This window comes from Nocardia sp. NPDC005998 (assembly GCF_040614395.1).
Lineage (GTDB): Bacteria > Actinomycetota > Actinomycetes > Mycobacteriales > Mycobacteriaceae > Nocardia.
Map to the genome: position 1 here is coordinate 136,180 of NZ_JBEXUI010000020.1, position 20,212 is coordinate 156,391.

18 protein-coding genes and 2 pseudogenes are annotated in these 20,212 nt (G+C 66.5%); 14 read left to right on the forward strand and 6 right to left on the reverse strand.

Annotated features, from left to right (window positions below):
* Positions 1–91 precede the first annotated feature (91 nt).
* Positions 92–1,690, forward strand: a complete 1,599-nt coding sequence (locus ABZ293_RS25210; protein WP_355184397.1) for a PucR family transcriptional regulator ligand-binding domain-containing protein — start codon at positions 92–94, stop codon at positions 1,688–1,690.
* A 15-nt stretch (positions 1,691–1,705) separates the two neighbouring features.
* Here ABZ293_RS25210 and ABZ293_RS25215 read toward each other — a convergent pair whose 3' ends face one another.
* From ABZ293_RS25215 to ABZ293_RS25225, 3 genes are read right to left on the reverse strand one after another with little or no spacing between them, the layout of a single operon-like run.
* Complete coding sequence (locus ABZ293_RS25215; protein WP_355184399.1) at positions 1,706–2,575, reverse strand: polysaccharide deacetylase; 870 nt, start codon at positions 2,573–2,575, stop codon at positions 1,706–1,708.
* Positions 2,572–3,699: an NADH:flavin oxidoreductase gene (locus ABZ293_RS25220; protein ID WP_355184401.1), complete on the reverse strand. Its 1,128-nt coding sequence runs from the start codon at positions 3,697–3,699 to the stop codon at positions 2,572–2,574. Before ABZ293_RS25220 ends, ABZ293_RS25215 begins: the two co-directional genes overlap by 4 nt.
* Positions 3,686–4,327, reverse strand: a complete 642-nt coding sequence (locus tag ABZ293_RS25225; RefSeq protein WP_355184402.1) for an urea carboxylase-associated family protein — start codon at positions 4,325–4,327, stop codon at positions 3,686–3,688. Before ABZ293_RS25225 ends, ABZ293_RS25220 begins: the two co-directional genes overlap by 14 nt.
* Positions 4,328–4,482: 155 nt before the next feature.
* On the opposite strand from ABZ293_RS25225, the gene ABZ293_RS25230 reads away from it, so the two are divergent.
* On the forward strand, positions 4,483–5,799 hold the full coding sequence (locus tag ABZ293_RS25230; protein WP_355184404.1) for an amidase family protein: 1,317 nt from the start codon (positions 4,483–4,485) through the stop codon (positions 5,797–5,799).
* 397 nt (positions 5,800–6,196) lie between these two features.
* On the opposite strand, the gene ABZ293_RS25235 is transcribed toward ABZ293_RS25230, so the two are convergent.
* Positions 6,197–6,793 carry an XRE family transcriptional regulator gene (locus ABZ293_RS25235; protein ID WP_355184406.1) on the reverse strand — a complete coding sequence of 199 codons (597 nt, stop codon included), beginning with the start codon at positions 6,791–6,793 and terminating at the stop codon, positions 6,197–6,199.
* Between the two features lie 97 nt (positions 6,794–6,890).
* Here ABZ293_RS25235 and ABZ293_RS25240 point away from each other — a divergent pair, with 97 nt between their 5' ends.
* From ABZ293_RS25240 to ABZ293_RS25285, 10 genes and pseudogenes are all read left to right on the forward strand, one after another.
* Positions 6,891–8,549: an MFS transporter gene (locus tag ABZ293_RS25240; RefSeq protein WP_355184408.1), complete on the forward strand. Its 1,659-nt coding sequence runs from the start codon at positions 6,891–6,893 to the stop codon at positions 8,547–8,549.
* Positions 8,546–10,381, forward strand: coding sequence for an FAD-dependent oxidoreductase (locus ABZ293_RS25245; RefSeq protein ID WP_355184410.1), 1,836 nt, complete (start codon positions 8,546–8,548; stop codon positions 10,379–10,381). Before ABZ293_RS25240 ends, ABZ293_RS25245 begins: the two co-directional genes overlap by 4 nt.
* A gap of 60 nt (positions 10,382–10,441) precedes the next feature.
* A pseudogene (locus tag ABZ293_RS25250) lies at positions 10,442–10,599 on the forward strand (hypothetical protein); the annotation flags it as partial.
* A gap of 144 nt (positions 10,600–10,743) precedes the next feature.
* Positions 10,744–11,883 (forward strand): 2,3-dihydroxybiphenyl 1,2-dioxygenase, encoded by a 1,140-nt coding sequence (locus tag ABZ293_RS25255; RefSeq protein WP_355184412.1) that lies wholly within the window; start codon positions 10,744–10,746, stop codon positions 11,881–11,883.
* Positions 11,884–11,921: 38 nt separating this feature from the next.
* Complete coding sequence (locus tag ABZ293_RS25260; protein WP_355184414.1) at positions 11,922–12,839, forward strand: fumarylacetoacetate hydrolase family protein; 918 nt, start codon at positions 11,922–11,924, stop codon at positions 12,837–12,839.
* Positions 12,836–14,437: a bifunctional 3-(3-hydroxy-phenyl)propionate/3-hydroxycinnamic acid hydroxylase gene (locus tag ABZ293_RS25265; protein WP_355184416.1), complete on the forward strand. Its 1,602-nt coding sequence runs from the start codon at positions 12,836–12,838 to the stop codon at positions 14,435–14,437. The genes ABZ293_RS25260 and ABZ293_RS25265 overlap by 4 nt, the downstream gene beginning before the upstream one ends.
* Before the next feature lie 12 nt (positions 14,438–14,449).
* Complete coding sequence (locus tag ABZ293_RS25270; protein WP_355184418.1) at positions 14,450–15,346, forward strand: hypothetical protein; 897 nt, start codon at positions 14,450–14,452, stop codon at positions 15,344–15,346.
* Positions 15,347–15,443: 97 nt separating this feature from the next.
* Positions 15,444–15,620 (forward strand): hypothetical protein, encoded by a 177-nt coding sequence (locus tag ABZ293_RS25275; RefSeq protein ID WP_355184420.1) that lies wholly within the window; start codon positions 15,444–15,446, stop codon positions 15,618–15,620.
* Positions 15,621–15,801: 181 nt separating this feature from the next.
* Positions 15,802–15,978: a hypothetical protein gene (locus ABZ293_RS25280; RefSeq protein ID WP_355184422.1), complete on the forward strand. Its 177-nt coding sequence runs from the start codon at positions 15,802–15,804 to the stop codon at positions 15,976–15,978.
* 141 nt (positions 15,979–16,119) lie between these two features.
* The gene (locus ABZ293_RS25285; RefSeq protein ID WP_355184424.1) at positions 16,120–16,725 is read left to right on the forward strand and encodes a site-specific integrase; all 606 of its coding nucleotides are present in this window, start codon (positions 16,120–16,122) and stop codon (positions 16,723–16,725) included.
* A 158-nt stretch (positions 16,726–16,883) separates the two neighbouring features.
* Here ABZ293_RS25285 and ABZ293_RS25290 read toward each other — a convergent pair whose 3' ends face one another.
* Both ABZ293_RS25290 and ABZ293_RS25295 read right to left on the reverse strand, forming a co-directional pair.
* Positions 16,884–17,777: a helix-turn-helix domain-containing protein gene (locus ABZ293_RS25290; protein WP_355184426.1), complete on the reverse strand. Its 894-nt coding sequence runs from the start codon at positions 17,775–17,777 to the stop codon at positions 16,884–16,886.
* 127 nt (positions 17,778–17,904) lie between these two features.
* Positions 17,905–18,708: an SDR family oxidoreductase gene (locus ABZ293_RS25295; protein ID WP_355184428.1), complete on the reverse strand. Its 804-nt coding sequence runs from the start codon at positions 18,706–18,708 to the stop codon at positions 17,905–17,907.
* 509 nt (positions 18,709–19,217) lie between these two features.
* Here ABZ293_RS25295 and ABZ293_RS25300 point away from each other — a divergent pair.
* Positions 19,218–19,799: pseudogene (locus ABZ293_RS25300) on the forward strand (DUF4158 domain-containing protein); the annotation flags it as partial.
* The gene (locus tag ABZ293_RS25305) at positions 19,773–20,051 is read left to right on the forward strand and encodes a Tn3 family transposase (protein ID WP_355184446.1); all 279 of its coding nucleotides are present in this window, start codon (positions 19,773–19,775) and stop codon (positions 20,049–20,051) included. The pseudogene ABZ293_RS25300 and the gene ABZ293_RS25305, both read left to right, overlap by 27 nt.
* The last annotated feature ends 161 nt before the right edge of the window (positions 20,052–20,212 follow it).

Sequence of the window (20,212 nt, forward strand, 5' to 3'; positions counted from 1 at the left end):
GTAGTGATTCATCTCATAACAGCACCGCTCGACGCGAGATAGGGATGTGTATTTATCTATCGATAGCCATTCTCTGTGTACATTTCTATAGATGTTGACCATTGGGCGGCTCGTCGCCGATCCGGCGCTAGGGCTGCAGGTGATGACGCCGCAACTCACTGAACGACTGGCGGCGGAAATTCGCTGGCTGCACACCACGGAACTGCCCGACCCGTCGCGATACATCCGGCCCGGCGAGCTGGTGCTGACCAATGGCCTGTGGTTGCCGCACGTTTCGTCGGAGCGGTTCGTTGACGCGGTCGCGCGGGCCGGTGCCATCGGATTGGTGTTCGGGTTGACGGCGCAGACCCCCGCCCTTCCCGAAGAGCTTGCCGCGCTGTGCATTTCGCGTGGTCTGCCACTGGTAGAACTGTGCATCGGGGTGCCGTTCGCCGCGCTCACTCGGGCCGCTGCCCGGATCCAGAACGAGGTGCTGCAGGCGGAACTGACCGCGACCGTGCGCCGCGGGGACGCGCTGGCCACTGCGCTGTCGCGCGGCAGCGGCGCGGCGGGCGTGCTCGAAATCCTGCGTGGCGAAACGGAACTGCCGCTGCTGGTCGTTGATCGCAAGGGGCGCTGCCTGGCCAGTATCGGCTGCGAACCGACCGCGGAGCAGGTCCGCCTCGCCGCCGCGGCGCTCAACCGCACACCACCGCCGATAGAGGTCGATCTGCTGGAGTCAGGTCCGTCCGCGCTCTACCTCATCGAGGGCGTGATGGGGGAGATCGACGCCGGGCTGTACTGCTTGGAACCGGCCACCGAACTGGCCGCGGCCGATCGGGAAGCTCTCGCCCAGGCGACTCGATTCCTGAGCCTGGAGGTCACCAAACAGCAGGCAGTGCATGCCATCGAGGCGCGCTTCGCGGCCGAGCTGCTCGAGATGATCCTCTCCGGGCCGCGGCGCAGCGGTGAGGTGAGCCAGCGGCTGCGCGCGTACGGGGTGCCGTCGGACCAACCGCTGGGGGTGTTCGCGCTGGCGCCGGTATCCCCGTCCGGCAACCCCGACCTGCCGCCCGACGACATCGCCGACGCCGTCGGCGCGTTCTTCGCTACGCACGGCATACCGGTGTTCACCGCGGCGGGAAGCCGGGACGTGGTGGCCGTCTGTCCGTGGGAGCACACGTCGGCGGAGCTGACGCGTTTCGCCCGCGAACTCTCGGCGGAGGTCGGTAGACGAGTGCCTGCTGCACGGATCGTCATCGGGATCGGCGAGATCGCTACCGCCGCAAGCGCATTGCGGGAACCGCTGGTGCGCGCCAGAGAAGTCTGCCAAGTGCTGCGCGGGCAGGACGGCCGGGACACGGCGTCCTTCGCCGATATCGCTACCTTCCGAATGCTGCTCGGCCTGCTCGACGAACAAGTGCTGCATCGGTTCACCGATCAGGTGCTCGGCATCATCCGCGAGCACGACACACGTGCACACACCGAACTCGAACACACCCTGCGAACCTTCCTCCTCCATGACGGCCAATGGGGTGTGACGGCCGCGGCACTGCATGTGCACGTCAACACCCTGCGTAACCGCATGGCTCGGATCACCGAGTTGACCGGCCGCAACGTTAATCGGCTCGAGGACACCGTCGACCTATTCCTGGCCCTGGCGGCCGAGACCGTCGGACCGGGCACCGCATCGCACCCGGCTCCGCGGTGACCGGCAGACGCGAAATCAGTTCGGATACACCGCCGGATCCACGTTGTAGCTCGGCAGCGGGCGATGCGGAGTACCCACGTCCTCGCGCGCCCGGGCCGCCACGTCGCGACATCGCGCGAAGGTCACATCCCCGCACTCCTGGGCATACGAGATGAGGTTGCGCAGAGCCATCATCCGGCCCGGCCGTCCGGTCAGGAACGGGTGCATACACACGTTGAACAAACAGCCGTAATGTCGCATCCCGTCGAGTTCGGCGCGCCACATCCGTTCGACCTTGACCGGTGATTCGATGACCGAGCCGATACGCGGCTGGGGAAGATAGGCGTACTGCTCCCAATCGTCGAGCGACCAGTGCACCGGCAGCTCCACCACCGGCGCGTGCGTGCCGTCGACCAGGTACGGCCGGTCGTCACCCATCAGCGATGAGTCGTAGGTCAGCCCGTATTCGGCGACCAGACCGATGGTTTCGCGGCTGGCGCTCCACATCGCTGCCCGATGTCCGGCGATGTCGATGCCCTGTGCGGCGAAAACATCCAGTGCGCGGACGAAATCCGCACGTTCGGCACCAGGTGGCAACGAGGTGGGCGCACGGTGACTGTAGGAGTGGTGCGCGACCTCGTGCCCGCGGTCGACGATCGAACGGGCCAGGCCCGGACGCTGCTCGGCCACCCAGCCCGGCACGAAGAACGTTGCGGGGATGGTCATTTCATCGAGCAGATCGAGGATTCGCGGCACGCCGACGTCCGGGCCGTAGGACTGGTGTGACATCACCATGGGATGGTCGGCGTAGTGGCGCCCTTCCGCGAGGATGGGCGTCTCCGCGTCGACATCGAAGGTGAGTGTCGCCACGGCGGCAGCACCGCGGGTCCAGTTGCGATCGCTCATTTGCCGGTTCGTGCGCGCCATGCCGCGGCACTGTCCAAAGTGGCCATGGGATGCAGCATCTCATGGTCGAACGGAGCCAACGGCGCCCCCGTCTCGACCCGGCGCGGCAGGTCCGGATTCGCCAGCGCACCCTGGCCAAGGGACAGCACGTCGGCGTGCCCGCCGGTCAGGACATCGGCGGCCTGGGGGAGCGCATGCATGCCCCCATTGGCGATGACCGGGCGGCCGGACACCGCACGGGCCAGCTGCGTGATGGTCGAGCCGCTCGGGAAACGCGAGGTCTCGATGAAATTCCTACCCTCACTGGCGATGTGCAGGTAGGTCGCGTCGGACAGGGCCGCGAAGACGACCCGCGCGTCGGCGTCGGCGCCGGGCCAGCGGTAGGTGAAGTCGTTGACCTTGGTCTGCGACAGTCGCACACCGACGGGGAAATCACCGAGCGCATCACGAACGGCCCGCAGCACGCGCACGGTCAGGCGGATCCGATTCTGCACTGGGCCGCCGTAATCGTCGGTGCGCTGATTGGTGTAGTCGGTGAGGAACTGATCGAGCAGATAGCCGTTGGCCGCGTGAATCTCGACGCCGTCGAAACCCGCGGTCCGGGCGTTCTCGGCAGCGGCGGCGTATCCGGTGACGACATCGTCGATATCGCGCGCGGTCATTTCCCGGGGCGCGTTCCACGCTCCGCCGACGCCGCCGTAGTCGGCCATCATCTGCCCACGCGGCGCAACGGCCGACGGTCCGATGGTCTCGAAGCCATAGGCGTTGCCCTGCGAGATGGCTCCGGCGTGCATCAACTGCGCGACGATCGGGCCCCCGGCAGCGTGCACGGCGTCGACCACCGCACGCCATCCGGCGATGTGCCCGTCGGTCACCAAGCCGGGCTGATTGAAATACCCCTGACTGTGGGCGGCATCCGGGTAGATGCCCTCGCTGATGATCAAGCCGAATCCACCCGCCGCGTACTCGCGGTAGTACTCGGCCATCTGGGCGGTCGGCGTGCCGTCGGGTTCGGCGGAGATGCGTGTCATGGGTGCGACGGCGAACCGGTTGCGCAATTTCAGCGAGCCGAGGCCGAACGGCTCGAGCGCGGGATGGGCCAGTTCGAGTTCAGTGGTGGTCATCGTTGTTCTCCTCGGTGGTCGGGGACAGGATGGTCAGGGCCAGCGGGGTGGGTCCGGCGCCGTTGATGACGTTGTGGTCTTGCGGGCAGGACGAGACGACGACGATGCAGGCCATGTCTGCGCGGAAGGTGATCGAATCCCCGGGCGCGGTGGCGGCCTCGAGCCAGGACAGCTTCCCATCCGCGGCGACGGGGATGCGCATGAAGACGTTGATCGGCTGCGGGATGAACGGCAGGGCCGGGTGTCCGAGGTCGGCCATCGCTTGCCGCAGATTGTCCGCGCAGCTGGCGTGGTTCGGATCGCCGTATGCCGCATAGCGTTCCGGATCGCAGGCGGCAATCAACATGTCGTGCCGACCCGGGGAGGTATCGGCCAGATAGGTGAGGATAGGGCGCCGCCGGTTGGTCACGAAGGATTCGCCCAACTCGGGGAACAGGCGGCTGATGTCGGTGCGGGTGTGCGAGGCGCTGTGATGCTCGGTGACGTCATCGATGTTGTAGGCGAACACATCGCCCACTTGGCCGCCGGCGACGTCGGTGATCTGTAATCGCTCGCCTTTGCGCAAGGTCACCGACCGGGCCTGCCTGGCCGGTATGGTCACCGGCTCCGGGTAGCTCAACGCTGTCATGCCGCTCAGTCAACAGAACTGCAGCGGCCAATGAGAATGGATATATACACACTCCTGGGGGCATTAGGTAGATATTCGCACATATCCGCACGGATGCCCGCGCGATAGCGTGTGCTCTATTCGTTCCGGACCCGAGCATCTGGGAGTACCTACCCATGACTACCGCCACCGCAATGGCGCAGGCCCTCGCGAGCGGCGAGACTACCTCGGCGCAGCTGGTTGCCGCCGCGGTCGACCGTGCCCGGCAACCTGATTCGGCCGCAGTGATGATTACCGTCACCGGCGACCGTGCCCGCTACCAGGCCGAGGCGTGCGACCGCCGCGCCCTGCGCGGCACCCGCCGCAGCGGGCTCGACGGGGTCCCCATCGTGTGGAAGGACGTGTTCGATGTCCAAGGCACCGTCACTACCTGCGGCTCGGCCAGCCACCTCCACGATGAACCCGCCGCCGTGGACAGCCACCTCGTGCGTCGCGTGCACGACAGCGGGCTTGTCACCATCGGCAAAACCAATCTGAGCGAGTTCGCCTTCTCGGGACTCGGGATAAACCTCTGCTTCGGCACGCCCGTCAACCCCGTCGACCCGGAGTTGATCCCAGGCGGATCGTCCTCCGGATCCGCGGTCGCGGTCGCTCGCGGGATCGTTCCGCTGGCTGTCGGGACCGACACCTCCGGATCTGTGCGCGTGCCCGCGGCGCTGTGCGGCATCGTCGGATACCGCGCCAGCCCAGGTAGATATGGCCCCCATGACTTCGCGCCGCTGTCCGCGACACTCGACAGCGTCGGCGTGTTCGCAACCACCGTCGAAGACCTCGCCGCTCTCGATCGTGTGCTCGCCCCCACCGGGCCCGGCCGTATCCGCCGGCTACCACCGCGGTTCGTCGTCCCCGCGGGCGAATGGTCCGAAGACGTCGCGGCGGAGATATCCGATGAGTTCGACCGCGCGGTCGCCGAACTCCGTGCCGCAGGCGCTGACGTTCAGATCCGTCATCTGCCTGCGCTGTCGAATGCCCAGAACCTGATGGACGACAACGGAACGATCGTCGGCGCCGAGGCCTTCCGACTGCATCGCCACCGGCTCGACTCGACGATGCCGATCGAACCCGCGACCCGGCGCAGACTCGAAAACAATACGCATACAAGCGATTCCATCGGCCCCGTCTATGCCGCGATGTCTGCCTTGCGTGCCGAGTTCGCCGCCGATCTCGGTGACGCCACGCTCCTGTGCCCCACCGTGCGCCGCATCCCACGGAGCGCAGCCGACCTCCAGTCCGACCCGAATTGGTACGACAATGCGAACACCGCCGTCCTGCGCACCACCATGGTGCTCAGCTACCTCGGCAGCTGCGGCATCACCCTGCCCACACCTGCCGTCCGGCCCGGGCCCCGCACCGGCATCCTCCTTTCCCGACCGTCCGACGACGACATAACCCTTTTGAACTGTGCGGCCTGGGTGCAGCGCGTCATGGCCTAGGCCATCGGAGAAGTACGGGAGCGCCGCGGCACCCGTGACGATGGCTGAGCGGTGGCACCCCGTCGATCATCTGAGCAGCCGGGCCTAACACGAAACCGAAGTACCGCGCGTACATCGACTCCTCATGGCAATCTGCCACTGGAGGCGGTCACCCAGTTCGACGGGCGCTACAGACGCCAGGTCCGGACTATGTAGGTCTCGGTGTCCGGTTGGCCGATCGGATTTCGGTCAACCAGGCCAGGCACCGCCATCGAGGCAGCAGTGGACGCGCTCGCCGGGGCGCGGCGGCGCACATCGACAGCGCTGCGGGTCACGCGCGGGCGCCGGGTCCTGGTCGGGTGAGCCGCTCCTGCGCAGATGCACTGCCGAGCAAGCTGAATTCCTCCAGCGCGGCCGGCTACTCGGTCGTGACCGATATGGGTGCTACGCGAACGTGTGCGCGCTCGCCCTGTCTGCCGACGAGGGTGAGGAACTCCACGGGACCTGAGCCGGTGGCTCCGAACCAGTGTGGTGTGCGGGTGTCGAACTCCGCCGCCTCGCCTGGCCCGAGGACGAGGTCGTGCTCGGCGAGGACCAGGCGGAGTCTTCCGTTCAGCACGTAGACCCAGTCGTAACCCTCGTGGGTGCGCAGGCTGGGTTCCTCGTCGTCGTTCCCTGTGGGCAGGACGAACTTGTAGGCCTGGATGCCCCCCGGCCTGCGGGTCAGGGGCAGGATCGTCGAGCCGTCCTGGCAGGCAACCGGACGCAGGTTGATGCGCGGGTCGCCCGTTTGTGGTGCGTCGACGAGCTCGTCGAGAGTGACCCCGTAGGCGCGCGCGAGGGGCAGGAGTTGCTCGAGTGTCGGGCGACGCAGGCCCGCCTCGAGCCTGGACAGGGTGCTGGCCGAGATGCCGGTTTGGTCGGCCAACGCGGTCAGCGTGGTCTCACGCCGCATCCGGAGTTGCTTCAGCCTCGACCCGACGGCATCGAGTGCTCGCTCGATCGTTTCGTCCATTCCCACATTTTGCCATTCGGCAAGATCCTTTGCCGATATGCCCGGCGCCAGCGCATCGTGGTTCCCGACACGAGGTGAACGGACCCGGAGGACCTAGATGGCCGAACAGATAGTGCATACAAACCGCGCTCCACGACAGGGCGCCGCACCGGTGATACTCGATGACCCACGTCGGCGACGTTCGGTCCTGGTCGGTGTGTGCCTGGCCCTGATGGCGGTAGTCGCGTCGGTGAGCGGGCTGAACGTCGCTCAACCGCAGATCGCGCTCGAGTTCGGCGCGTCGCTGAGCACCGTTATCTGGATTATCAACGTCTACACCGTCAGCCTGGCGGCTCTGCTGCTGCCGCTCGGTGCGATCGGTGATCGGTGGGGCCGGAAACCGGTGCTGCTTACCGGTTTAGCCGTGTTCGGGATAGCGAACCTCGCGGCGGCTCTCGCGCCGACAGCCGAGATTTTGCTGGCGACACGGCTCGCGAGCGGTGTCGGAGCGGCGATGATCATGCCGGTGACCCTGGCCGTCATCACGTCGACGTTTCCGGACGAGGAACGTTCCCGGGCGATCGGCGTGTGGACCGGCGTCGCCGGTGGTGGCGGCATCCTGGGAATGTTCCTGTCGGCCGCTCTGGTCGACGTGGCGAGCTGGCGGTGGCTGTTCGTCCTGCCGATCCTGCTCGTCGTGGCGGCCACGGTCGTGACACTGCGGTCGGTGCCCGACTCACGCGAGGACGCACAGCACGATTTCGACACCGTGGGTTCATTGTTGTCGATGGTCGCCGTTGTCGGCCTCATCCTCGTCCTAGACGAAGGACCTGTTCGAGGGTGGACCGCCCCGGTGACGCTCGTGAGCCTGCTCGTCGCGGTCGTCGGCGTCACCGGTTTCGTCACGTGGGAATTGCGTAGACAAGTTCCGCTTCTCGACGTCCGCCTCTTCCGCGATCGAGGGCTTGCCAGCGGCTCCGCGGCCCTGCTGGTGGTCTTCGGCGTGCAGGCGGGAATCTTCGTGGTGGTCTTCCCCTATCTCCAGGCGGTGCTCGGCTGGTCCGGTCTCCGCTCCACCCTCGCGCTGCTGCCGACAATGCTGGTGATGATGATCGCCTCCGGTCTGGCCCCGAGGGTGGCCGCCCACATCGGAAGCCGCTCGACGATGGCGGCAGGGATCGTCGTGGGCGCCGCGGGCGTGGCCCTGATGGCCGGTCTCGTCTCCGTGGACGGTGGCTACCTCTCGATACTGCCCGGAATGCTCGCCATGGGACTGGGCATGGGTGTAACGATGACACCCGCTACCGAAGCCATCACCAGCTCTCTGCCGCGGGAACGCCAGGGCGTAGCGTCCGCGCTGAACGACGTCACCAGAGAACTGGGCACCGCGCTCGGCGTTGCATTGCTCGGAGCGATCCTGGCTATCGGCTACCGCAGCGCCATCGAACCCCGGCTCGACGGAATCCCGGCCGATGTCGCCGGCACCGCCCGCCAAGGCATCGCCAATGCCGTAGCGGCCGCGGATACGGCCGGTCCCCAGTCGCAAGCAGTCATCCACGCTGCCCAGCAGTCCTTCGTCACCGGCTGGCAACAGGCGATGTGGGTCGGCGCCGGCGTGCTGGCGGTCGTCCTTGTCTACGTCCTGGTGCGAGGACCCGAACGCACCCTGCCCCGCGGCGCCGCAACCGCGGGGACTCCGGGGAGCGCCCCATCCTCCGCCGACGCTGTTCCGGCGCCGCCGAACCCCACCGCCGATGGAAGCCAGAAGATCTCATGAGCACCGATCAGGCAAACGCCGAAGAGCAAGTGATACCAGGAAACAACTCCGACGCCGGGGACGTCACCTCCGACTACGAAGCCTGGCGCAAGGCCCGGTGGGAAGACATGGCCGGACCGCAGGGGAAGGTGAAAGTCGTCGCCAAGGGCATCATCTCCGGACCCGAACCGCACATCATGCCGGACGTTCCGGGACGATGGAGCACCACCGACACGGGCGGTTTGACGGTGACGGCCGCCCGCGCGGACGGCGTGGTGATCGAGGGCGAGATCGTGGACGGGACGGTGGACGTGCGTCCCGGCAGCAATCCGGAATTCCCTTCGGGGCGTAGGGGTTCGGTATCGGGAGCGAACGGGACCTATGCCCTCATCGTCATCGACGAGGACACCGTATCCCGGTCGGGACTCAGCGAAATCGCGGCCTACCCGTACGATCCGGCCTGGGTTCTCGAAGGCGAGTACCGAGCCGCGTCCCCTGGGCGCGCCATCGAGGTCGAAAGACTAGCGGTCCCGCGGACCACTGATTCCCTCCCGGCGCCGGTCGATCTCGTCGTCACCATCGGCGGCGAGGAATACGAACTTGCCGTGCTGGAAGACCTGCCCGGTCGCCGGCTGGTGATCTTCACCGACGACACCAATGGACACAGCACACCGGAGATCGGCCGGTGGTTGCTGCTGCCGCCCTCGACCAGGGCAACAGCGGCAACTGACATACCGGCGCCGTCTGCGACGCCCGATAGGCCCGCCCATCAATGGTCCCGTGCCCTCCAGAACCGAAAGGCCGCACCCATGCACCTGACTGACCACTTGCCCACCGAAACCGTCGATGTCGCGGTGATCGGCGGCGGGGCCGCCGGCTTGAACGGCGCCCTGATGCTCGCTCGATCCCGCCGCTCGGTGGTCGTGATCGACAGCGGCACACCACGCAACGCCGCTGCTGTCGGCGTGCACGGCCTGCTCGGCCTCGACGGACTCCCGCCAGCAGAATTGCTGCGCACCGGCCGGGACGAAGTGCGCCGTTACGGTGGACGGATCGTACAAGGCGAGGTGATCTCCGCCCGCCCGGCCGACGCGACCGTCGACGGCGATCTGCGTTTCACGATCACCCTCGCCGATGGCGGCACCCTGCATGCCCGCCGACTTCTGGTCGCCACCGGGCTGCGTGACGTGCTACCCGACATCCCCGGGCTGGCCGAGCACTGGGGTCACAGCGTGGTGCACTGCCCCTACTGCCACGGCTGGGAGGTGCGCGATACGGCCATCGGGGTCCTGGCCGTGAGCCCGGCCTCCGTCCACCACGCACTGCTGTTCCGGCAGCTCACCGATGACCTGGTGTACTTCACTCGCGGCACAGATCTGGACGAAGACACCCGCGCACGCTTCGCCGCCCGCGGCATCCGGGTGGTGGACACCCCGGTGGCCGCGGTCGAGTCTGCCGACGGCGGCGACATCACCGGCGTGCGACTGACGGACGGGCAGGCAGTCCCGCGCCGCGTTCTCGCCGTCGCCACTCTTATGCATGCCCGCACCGACGGCCTGACCAGCCTGGGACTGCCGATGCAGGACCTGCCCAACGGCATGGGCCGTCACTTCGTCACCGGTATGGCGGGAACCACGTCCGTGCCGGGGGTATGGGTCGCCGGCAACGCCACCGACCTCGGTGCCCAGGTCGGAGCATCCGCCGCGGCCGGAGCCCTGGCCGGAGCCCATATGAACGCCGATCTGGCCACCGCCGACACCGACGCGGCCCTCGCCGCAGCACGACCGGCGAAACCGCTGCACAAAAACGGGCCGCCGAGCAGGACCGGTAATCAACTGTCACAACAACGTTGATCCGGCCATGAGTGGCATCTTCGGGCGAGCTGGACGTCTCCAACTCCCTCGCCCTTTCCGCGGCCGGACGGCAACGCTGATCCTGAGATCGCCACCGGCGAAATCGCTGTGAATGCAACGACTCTGACGGTGCTGGAGTGCGCCGCTGCGCTTAGCCCGACGTGCCGGCCGCCGAGGCAGCTCGGCCGAAATACCCCTATCTCGGCCGGCGCCGCGAGGGCGGGGCCGACCCGCCAACGTCAAACGCCTATTGCCACCATTTGGCCACCGGTCGACACACTGAGGGGTAGTTTCCGCAAAGCAACCTTGTTTGAGTCAACTCCGCATAGCGACCTTGTTTGAGTCAACGAGGAGCATCACCAATGGGCGAACATGTCGTCGGTGCTCACAACGACCTGCACAGCGATGAGGGTGCGCGCAAGGGAGAGCATCCTGGACGCTCGCGCAACCCGATCATCAAGGTGCACGACGTCGCTTGGTTGGAGTTCGAGAAGCCCGACTTGGCCGGCGCCGAGGCCTTCGCCGACGCGTTCGGCTTCACCACCGCACTGCGCTCCGACGATGAGCTGCAGTTGCGGGGCAGCGACGAGGGCCCTCCGTGCCTGGTGATCCGCCATGGTCCAACCGCGCGGTTCATCGGGCCGACGTTCGCCGCCACGGACAAGTCCGACGTGCAGCGCTTGGCCGAGGCGACGGGGGCCAGCGTCTCAGCGCTGCCCGAAAGCCTCGGCGGGGTGGCGGTCGATCTGGTCGACCCCAGCGGGTTGCCGGTGCGGGTGGCGTCTGGGATGCACCAGCTTCCTGAGTTGCCCGTCCAGGAGCCGCACGTGTTCAACTTCGGCCACAAGCTGGTCCGGGTCAACGCTCCCCAGCGCTCGCCGCGGGTCCCCACCCGGATACAACGGCTCGGGCACGTGGTATGGCAGACCACCAAGTACCTCGAATCGCTGAACTGGTTTTTGGACCACCTGGGGTTGATTGTGAGCGACTTTCATTTCTTCCCCGGCCAGCGCGAGCGCGGACCGATCATGAGCTTCAACCGCTGCGACCGCGGGGCAACCCCCGCCGACCACCACACCCTGGCGTTGGCGCTGGGCCCGGCCAACCGCTACGTGCATTCCGCTTATCAGGTCTGCGACCTCGATGCGATGGCCGCCGGCGGCCAATACCTGGCCGAGCACGGGTATCGCCGCTCATGGGGTATCGGCCGCCACATTCAGGGCAGTCAGATCTTCGACTATTGGCGCGACCCGGACAGTTTCCTGGTCGAGCACTTCACCGACGGCGACATGTTCGACTGCACGCTCGAACCAGGCTGGGCGCCGCTCACCGCCTCTGGGCTGTATCAATGGGGACCCAAGATCACCAAGGACTTCCTCGGCATCAACCCTGGCCGCGAAACTGCGCGCGAAGTTGCCATGATGCTGGACGCACTGCGTCAGAGCGACAACGAATTCGACCCGGCCGCGCTGCGCGGGCTATTCGCCATGGCCAATTCCTGACCAGCACCACCCAACCGATAGAAAAGGGGGACCCGGTTATGACTGTCTCGATACTGCGTACCGCTGACGCGTGGTGGGTGCAAACCGCGTCCGGGGCCGCACGCATCGCCACCGACGCCGCCACCACCCGCGAGGTACTTGCCGACCGTGCGGCTATCGACGACGCTGCGCGCAGCACCGACACTGTGCCGGTCAGCGGCCTGAAGCCGCTGTCGCCGGTGACCTTGCCGTGTCGGGTGGTGGCCCAGGCCGTCAACTACGCCTCCCATGTCAGAGACGTCGGCCGCGATCCCGCCAAGACGCAGTTGACCTTTTTCCGCAAGGCAGGCGGTTCGATCACCGGGCCGTTCGGTGACATCGTCAAACCCGAGCACGTCCAGCTGCTGGACTATGAGGTGGAGATCGGGCTGGTTATCGGCCGCGAGCTGCCGGTGGGCACCGAGGTCACCGAAGCCAACCTGGCCGAGTTCGTGTGCGGGCTGGTGGTGACCAATGACGTGTCGGCGCGCGACGTGCAACAGGCCAAAGGGCAGTACTACGAAGCGAAGTCCTATCCGACATTCACTCCGGTTGGGCCCGCGCTGGTGCTGCTCGACGCCGATGAGCTCGAGCGCTTCGGTGAGCTGCGGGTGCGGCTGTCGGTCAACGGCGAGGAACGCCAGAACAGTGTGGTCAAGGGCGACATGATCTTCCTGCCCGTCGAAGCCCTGCAGGCGCTGTCCCGTTTCCAGCGCCTCGATGCCGGCGATCTGGTGCTCACCGGCACGCCGGTGGGCACCGCGGTCAGGAAGCCCAAAGAGGCACCCGCCGGCCCGCCCACACTGGAGGGGTTCCTGGCCAGCCAGGCCCAAAACCCCTTGTACCTGCATGACGGCGATGTGGTGGCGGCGACCGTGGCCACCGACGACGGCACCATCAACCTCGGCACTCAACGCAACGTGGTCAGGTACGCGTGAGTGCTGGCGAGCCCCCCGCCACGCCCGGCCACGCCACGCCGGCATCGGTACCGGTCGTCATTGTCGGCGCCGGCCCCGCTGGCGTCACTGCGGCTACGCTGCTCACCCAGTACGGCGTCTCCTGTCTGGTTCTGGAGCGCCATCCGGACATCTACCCGCAGCCGCGCGCGGTGCACTGCGACGACGAGGTCTGCCGCATCCTGGCACGTCTCGGCGTATACGAGGAATTCACTGCCATCTCCCGGCCGAGCCTGGGCATCCGGCTGGTGGACCCGAAGATGAAGGTGCTGGACGAAAACCTCGTGCCGCCGAACAGCCCGCATGGCTTCCCAAAGGCCAACATGTACGACCAGCCCGAGTTGGAGGCATTGCTGCGCGCCAACCTCACCGAACAGCCCGGCGCGGTGTTGCGGGGCAACGCCGAAGTCACCGGCATCACCCAACAAGGCGACGGTCGCGTGCGGGTCAGTTTCACCGACCGCCTCAGCGGCAGCGAGCACAGTGTCGAGGCCACCTATGTCCTGGGCTGTGACGGCGCCAATAGCACGGTCCGCTCGGCGATCGGCGCGGCCATGGCCGATCTGCACTTCGAGCAGCGGTGGCTGGTGATCGACATGGACACCGACGCGGACCTGCACCAGTGGGACGGATTGCACCAACTCTGCAGCTCCGTGCGCGCCGGCAGCTACATGCGGGTCAGCGACACCCGCTACCGATGGGAATTCGAGTTGTTCGATGGGGAGACCGCCGCGGAGTACCAGAGCATCCCCGGCGTGGTTCCGCTGATCTCGCCCTGGTTGGGCGACGTCCCCGCCGAGCGGCTGAGCCTGGTGCGGGTGGCCGAGTACACCTTCCGTGCCCGGGTCGCCGACCGATGGCGCGACCGCAACGTGTTCATTCTCGGCGATGCCGCCCACACCACTCCGCCATTCATCGGCCAGGGCCTGTGTGCGGGCCTGCGCGATGCGATGAACCTGACCTGGAAACTGGCCGGAGTGCTCGGCGCAGGCCTGCCCGACAGTGCGCTCGACACTTACCAGAAAGAACGAGAACCCCACGTCCGCACAATGATTCGGCTCGCGATCTCCTTGGGGCGGGCCATGACCGCCGGCGGGCCACTGGGAGACTATTTCCGAGGGTTGGTCTTCCCACGGATGCTTCACCTGCCCCTCATACGCCGCTTCGCCACCCCAGGCTTGGCCCCGGCGTTGCACACCTCCGCTCTGGTGGTCAAGTCTCGCAGCCGACGAGACCCCACCGGCAAACTGTGCCCCAATCCCGTTCTGCCGCAGGGTGTTCGGCTCGACAAGGTGATCGCAAACCGGTTCGCACTGATCACCTCCGCAGCGCTCAGCGAGCAGCAGCGCAACGAACTCGAGCGCCGCGGCGCCGTCGTCGTCTCCGCGGCCCCGGGAAGCGAACTCGCCAACTGGCTACAGGAAGGTCGGGCGAGCGCCGCGATCATCAGGCCTGACGGCACCGTGATGCAGGCGGGCCGGCACACCCCAGCGATCTGCGACGCGGTGCCCCCGTTCGCCGGAGTACACACATCGGCGACGCCTCCTAGGCCGAGTGCTCGAGACCCCGAGTCGGATTAGGGAGCGATGCCGATGACCGAGCTGTTGGTACTGAACGTAGCCGGACAGGAGATGCAGGCGGTGTCTTTGGACGGCACCCGAGTGCAGACCCTGATCGCCGGCCTCGATGAGAGGCCCGACGGTATCGTCGTCGACCAATCCCGGGGCCATGTGTACTGGACCAATATGGGCGCCCCCGATCGCGGCAGTGGCCCCCGTCCAGAAGCGGCCTACACCCGTAACGCGTCACTCGAACGGGCCGACCTCGACGGCGGGAACCGTGTCACGATCGTGCCGCGCGGGGCGTTTACGAGCGGCAAACAGCTCACCGCCGATTTCGACCAGGGCGTACTGTACTGGTGCGACCGGGAGGGCATGCAGGTGCTGTGCAGCAATCTCGACGGTAGCGATCTGCGTCCGCTGGTGATCGCGGCGGTTGGTGAACAGGCTGCGCACATGGCCAGCAATCACTGTGTCGGCATCGCTGTCGATTTGGATCGGCGTCTGCTGTATTGGACTCAGAAAGGCGCACCGAAAGCCGGGGAGGGCAGGATCTTTCGCGCCCCGATCGATCTGCCGCCCGGGACCAGCGCGCAACACCGCGACGATATCAAACTGCTGTGGAAGGACCTACCCGAACCCGTAGACCTGCACCTTCTCGGCAGCGCAACCCTGGCGTGGACCGATCGTGGCGCCGAACCCTCCGGTAATACGCTCAACCGCGCGATCGTGCAGCCGACAGTCGGTGCGCCCCAGATCCTGTCCACCGGCTACCGGGAAGCGATCGGCCTGACCACAGTATCCGAATCGGAGTACTACGTCACCGATCTCGGTGGCAGCATCCGCCACGTCAACCTGGACAGCGGCCTCGACACCGAGCTGGTGCACCTCGGCCCCGGACTCACCGGCATCGCGCTTGCCGATATCTGATGCCCCGGGAGTACTCGATCAACAGGCGCTCCGGACCAATATCGCTGATCCGATTGCCGGAGAGCGAAATTGGTGCGCCAGATCAATCATTGGGTCCATGCGCACCTGTCGCCCGGGCAACGACCTCGGCGACGCCTGGGAGGCGCTGGCCGAATTGGCCGTCGACGACCCGCCGCCGACGATCCATTCCCCGATCAGCAGCCCACGCGGTCGCAGCTACACGAAGTCGCTACCACCACGGTCGGCGAATTCCAGTCTGCTGCAAAGGAACTAACCGCCGAGTCGCAGCCCGAATAGGGGGTCCGGGAACATTGACGAGAAAAGTCACGCTAAGGAGTTACCGCACATAGTCGCATACTATTTGCGGTAACCTCGGAGTCGTCCTGGCGCGATGCACCATTCCGGCGGTGGCGACTCGGGAAACTATTTGCGGTAACCGAGAGAGGGGCTGGTGAATGGGGCGGGTCCATGCGCTTCCGACCGCCGCGCGTAGTGTGCGGCTGGCCGATGCGGTGCGGATCTATCTGGGCACGATCGCTGTGGCGAACACCCGCGCGACGTACGCGGCGGCGCTGGATCGCCTCGTCGCCGATTTCGGCGCGGATACCGATGTGGCGCAACTGGATTCGTAGCCGGATCGGGTCAGCGGCTGGTTCACCTTCGTATGGGGCGGCAAGTCTGCCAAGACGTTCAACATCCGGCTCACCGCGCTGGGCTCGGCGTGCGGATACTGGCGTGAACAGGGCTGGCTGACCGGTGATCCGCTGGTCCGGTTGCGGGCCCGGCCCGCGCCGCCGGACACCAGCCGGGCGCTGTCCCGGGATCGGGTCACCGAGATCCTGGGATCGGATGCGCCGCTACGAGAACGGGTGTTGTGGCACCTTCTCTACGAATCCTCGGCACGCGCCGAGGAGGTGCTGATGCTGAATGTGCCCGATCTCGATACGGGCAACCGGTGCGCGGTGGTGACCCGCAAGGGCGGTGCGCGGGAGGTCATCGCGTGGCAGACCGGCACCGCGCGGTTGCTGGCCGGGCGCAAGTCGGGGCCGCTGTTCCTCACCGACCGTAAAGCCCGGCCGCCGGTGGCCACCAACGACATCGACCCGGCGACGAGGCGAGCGCGGCTGTCGTACCGGCGCGCGGCCGAACTGTTCGAAGCCCACACCGCCGACTACTCCGATGGTCCCTACACGCTGCATCAGTTGCGTCATTCCCGGCTCACCCACGCTGCGGAGGAGGGCGCGTCGACGCCGGTGTTGATGAAGTTGTCGGGGCATACCTCGGTGCGCAGCCTGGTGAAGTACGCGCGGGTGTCCGACGACGGGTTGTGGCGGTATCAGGCCGACAGCGACCCGGCCGCGAGGCGGCGGGGTCGCTGATCGAGAGCCGGTTTTCGGTGGGAGCGTTCAGAGTTCGTCGCTTGGATGTCGGCTGAGATCTCCGGAGTCGAGCGTGGTAGGCGGTCTCGTTTTCCTTGGGTGTGGCAGATTGTTGCCCCACGTCATGGTCCGCTGACTAGTACTGCTGAAGGGGTGGACTATCCGTTGTGTGCTTCGAGCTCGGTCGCCAGCGTCTGTTGGGTGGCCGCCCACGACGCCAGGAGCGCTAAATTGTCAGCGGTCGGCGTGCCCGCGGGTGCGGTGTAGACGTTGAGGTGCAGGCTGGGTTCGGCGGGCAGTTCCAGGGACTCGACGTCCAAGTCGAGCTGGCCCACGATCGGATGGTGCACCCGCTTGCGTCCGGACCGGTGCAGCCGCACGTCCCGAGATGCCCACCGCTGCCGGAATAACTCACTGCACGTTGACAGTTCGCCGACTAGGGCGATCAGCTCCTCGTCGTGCGGATTGCGGCCGGATTCCATGCGTAGCTTCGCGGCTGCGTCACCGGCAACTTGGTCGTAGTCGACAAAGAAATCTTTGGCCGCCTCGGGAGCTAGATAGACGAACCGCGCTGTGTTCGCGGGCCGTCGCGGGTCGGCCAGCACCGGTGAAAACAGCGCGCGGGCGAGTTGATTCATGGCGAGCACGTCATAACGTCCGTTACAGATCCAGGCTGGCGCATCGGAGATGGCATCGAGCACCTGCTGCAGCGTCGAGCGCACCGTCACGGCAGGCCTGCGCCGGCGTGGACCGCTGGGCGCCCCGGATTGGCGCGCGAGGTGGAACAGGTGGTCGCGCTCGGCCTCGTCGAGTTGCAAGGCAGCGGCCAACGCGTCGAGCACGCCATTGGAGGCACCGGCGAGGCTGCCGCGCTCCATACGCACGTAGTAGTCGACCGATACCCCCGCCAGCAGCGCTACCTCCTCGCGACGCAGACCTTTGACCCGACGATTGCCGCCGTAAGCGGGCAGGCCCGCTTGCTCGGGTGCGATGCGGGCGCGACGCGAGCTGAGAAACTCCCGGATATCGGTGCGTAGATCCATCGTGGCCACCCCCTCACCGTAAGCCCGTCCCCGCATACAAGGGAGGCACTACGGGTACCCCGACGACTGCATTGAGACCCGGCTTGGAGGTGTTCACGGATCCTCGTCGGCCGGTGGCAAAGCCTCGCGCCGACGCCTAGGTACCTGATGCGGTCGTGGCGGTGCCGCCGTCGACCGGGACGATGGCGCCCGTCAGGTAAGACCCAGCCCGGCTAGCGAGGAATACGGCGACACCTGCCATGTCGTCGTCGCGGCCGAGCCGGCGCAGAGGGGCCTTCGCCGCGATCGTGTCGCCGATGGCATCGAGCGTGGCCGCCATCATCTGCGACGGGAAAACTCCTGGGGCTACCGCGTTCACCGTGACGTGCTGTGGGCCCAGTTCCCTGGCAAGCACCCTGGTGAGTTGATGGAGTGCCGCTTTGCTGCTGGCGTACGAGTAGTTGGGCGCCTCGGCGACGTGGATGGCGGCGATACTGCCGATGTTAATGATCCGCGCGGGATCATCGGCGGTGCCCGCCCTGCGCAGTGCGGGCAGCAGCGCCTGCACCAGCCAGAACGGCGACTTGAGGTTGAGGTCGATCACTGCGTCCCAGGCCTCGGCCGGGAACGTCTCCAGCGGCTCGCGCCACATCGCTCCCGCGTTGTTGACGAGGATGTCCAGGCGTTCCGAGTCGACCTTGACAAGATCAGCGAGCCGCTGGCACTCGTCGTACCTGGACAGGTCGGCGGGGAATGCTTGAACGTCGCCGAATTCGGACAGCAGATGCTGTGCCTCTGCACACGTGTCCGCATTGCGTGAGCTGATAACGACGCGGGCGCCCGCCTGCAGAAGGCCGCGCGCTATCATCATCCCAATGCCCCTGGTGCCGCCAGTGACAAGTGCGTACTTCCCACTCAGATCGAAAAGGTCTGCGTGAGTGGTGAACTGGTTGTCCGCCATTGGTCTTCGTCCCTTCTGCGTAGAAGCATGTGCTGACACGATCGCGCGTCCGGTGCAGCTGAATTGAACTGATGGGGAAAGCTGCAGTGCGTGTCCATGAAGTGCTGCCGGCGCTTTCGTTGGTGTAGCTGGGAGCCGACTCAACCAGGTTGACAGGCGTTTTGGACGTCTGGGAGACCCTGGTGAAACAGGTACTGTGAGAGCCACCCTTGCCTGGTGCGCTGACTCACGCTGCCACAATCATTCCTGCACAGTCACTTTCGTGATTGCTTTGATCTGTATTGCGACCCGGCATCGTCGTCCTGAATCGACCTGTTAGTCATCCGATGACCGGCGTTATCGCGCCGCGCCACGCCAATCCGGGTCGCCGTAGTATTCGCCGAATTTCGGGCGGATATGGCGTAGCCCCTGGTTGAGGGGTGTCTTCGCGGTTCGGCCTGCGGCGCAGGGTGATTGGTGGTTGGCTTGGCGGCCGATGAGGTTGGTCGACGTACTGGAGGCTGGGGTTCGTGGCAACGCGGGTGTTCACGGATGAGGAGCTCGAGCGGCTGCGGGGGTTCCCGGAGATCAGTTGCGAGGAATTGTTCCGGTTCTACACGCTCACCGCTGCTGACGTCGCGTTCGTCGACCCAGGCCGCGGTCGTGGACCAGCGGACCGGCTGGGACTTGCCCTCGCGCTCTGCACGTTGCCGTGGCTCGGCTTCGTTCCCGACCGGTTGACCTCAGCACCATCTGTGGCGGTGGCTCGGTTGGCCGAGCAGCTGAATGTCGATGCGGCGCAGCTTCGTTCGTACGGTAAGCGAGCCAAGACCCGGACTGAGCACGTGCGCCTGGTCGCGCAGTACTCGAGCTGGCGGGCGGCCGGGACGATAGAGCTGAAGGAACTGGACGAGTTCCTGCTGGCGCGGGCGATGGAGCACGATTCGCCGACGCTGTTGTTCCGGCTGGGGTGTGAGTATCTGATCTCGGCGCGGGTGATCCGGCCGGGCCCTCTGATGGTCGTCGAGCGGGTTGCCCACGCCCGTGGGCAGGCGCAGGAGCAGACCTACGATCGGCTCGCGCATATGCTCACGCCCGCGCGGTGCGTCGAGAGACTGAACTTCGGGTTGTTCGATCTCCTCGGGATGCAACTCTCACCCCGGATCCGGGATCTGGGCCGAATCACCCTGTACCGGCCGGGCCCGCGCGCCGAGGCGGAGACCCGTTTCCCGCTCGCAGGCCCACTACTGACCCGGCGGACCAACCTGGATCTGATCGCCGAGCACTACGACGACCTGCTGCGGTTGGCCGGGTCGCTGAAGTTCGGGCACGCCACCGCCTCGCTGCTAGGGCGTGTTTCATAAGTGCTGAGGGGTGATCGCCGCCGTCAGGATTGCGGCTGAAAGTCGTTGCCGGAGTGGGTGTGTCGTTGCCGTGAGATGGGTGAGGTCTCCGGTAGATGGGTTCAGCGACCAAGCAGAACCTGAATACCGGAGACCTCGTGGCCAGCGTAGCGGTGGCGGGG

What these genes read in the sequence shown, in the direction of transcription:
- ABZ293_RS25210 (WP_355184397.1), top strand. Translation starts at nt 92, where the DNA reads ATGTTGACCATTGGGCGGCTCGTCGCCGATCCGGCGCTAGGGCTGCAG.
- ABZ293_RS25215 (WP_355184399.1), bottom strand. Translation starts at nt 2,575, where the DNA reads ATGAGCGATCGCAACTGGACCCGCGGTGCTGCCGCCGTGGCGACACTC.
- ABZ293_RS25220 (WP_355184401.1), bottom strand. Translation starts at nt 3,699, where the DNA reads ATGACCACCACTGAACTCGAACTGGCCCATCCCGCGCTCGAGCCGTTC.
- ABZ293_RS25225 (WP_355184402.1), bottom strand. Translation starts at nt 4,327, where the DNA reads ATGACAGCGTTGAGCTACCCGGAGCCGGTGACCATACCGGCCAGGCAG.
- ABZ293_RS25230 (WP_355184404.1), top strand. Translation starts at nt 4,483, where the DNA reads ATGACTACCGCCACCGCAATGGCGCAGGCCCTCGCGAGCGGCGAGACT.
- ABZ293_RS25235 (WP_355184406.1), bottom strand. Translation starts at nt 6,793, where the DNA reads ATGGACGAAACGATCGAGCGAGCACTCGATGCCGTCGGGTCGAGGCTG.
- ABZ293_RS25240 (WP_355184408.1), top strand. Translation starts at nt 6,891, where the DNA reads ATGGCCGAACAGATAGTGCATACAAACCGCGCTCCACGACAGGGCGCC.
- ABZ293_RS25245 (WP_355184410.1), top strand. Translation starts at nt 8,546, where the DNA reads ATGAGCACCGATCAGGCAAACGCCGAAGAGCAAGTGATACCAGGAAAC.
- ABZ293_RS25255 (WP_355184412.1), top strand. Translation starts at nt 10,744, where the DNA reads ATGGGCGAACATGTCGTCGGTGCTCACAACGACCTGCACAGCGATGAG.
- ABZ293_RS25260 (WP_355184414.1), top strand. Translation starts at nt 11,922, where the DNA reads ATGACTGTCTCGATACTGCGTACCGCTGACGCGTGGTGGGTGCAAACC.
- ABZ293_RS25270 (WP_355184418.1), top strand. Translation starts at nt 14,450, where the DNA reads ATGACCGAGCTGTTGGTACTGAACGTAGCCGGACAGGAGATGCAGGCG.
- ABZ293_RS25275 (WP_355184420.1), top strand. Translation starts at nt 15,444, where the DNA reads ATGCGCACCTGTCGCCCGGGCAACGACCTCGGCGACGCCTGGGAGGCG.
- ABZ293_RS25280 (WP_355184422.1), top strand. Translation starts at nt 15,802, where the DNA reads ATGGGGCGGGTCCATGCGCTTCCGACCGCCGCGCGTAGTGTGCGGCTG.
- ABZ293_RS25295 (WP_355184428.1), bottom strand. Translation starts at nt 18,708, where the DNA reads ATGGCGGACAACCAGTTCACCACTCACGCAGACCTTTTCGATCTGAGT.
- ABZ293_RS25305 (WP_355184446.1), top strand. Translation starts at nt 19,773, where the DNA reads ATGCTCACGCCCGCGCGGTGCGTCGAGAGACTGAACTTCGGGTTGTTC.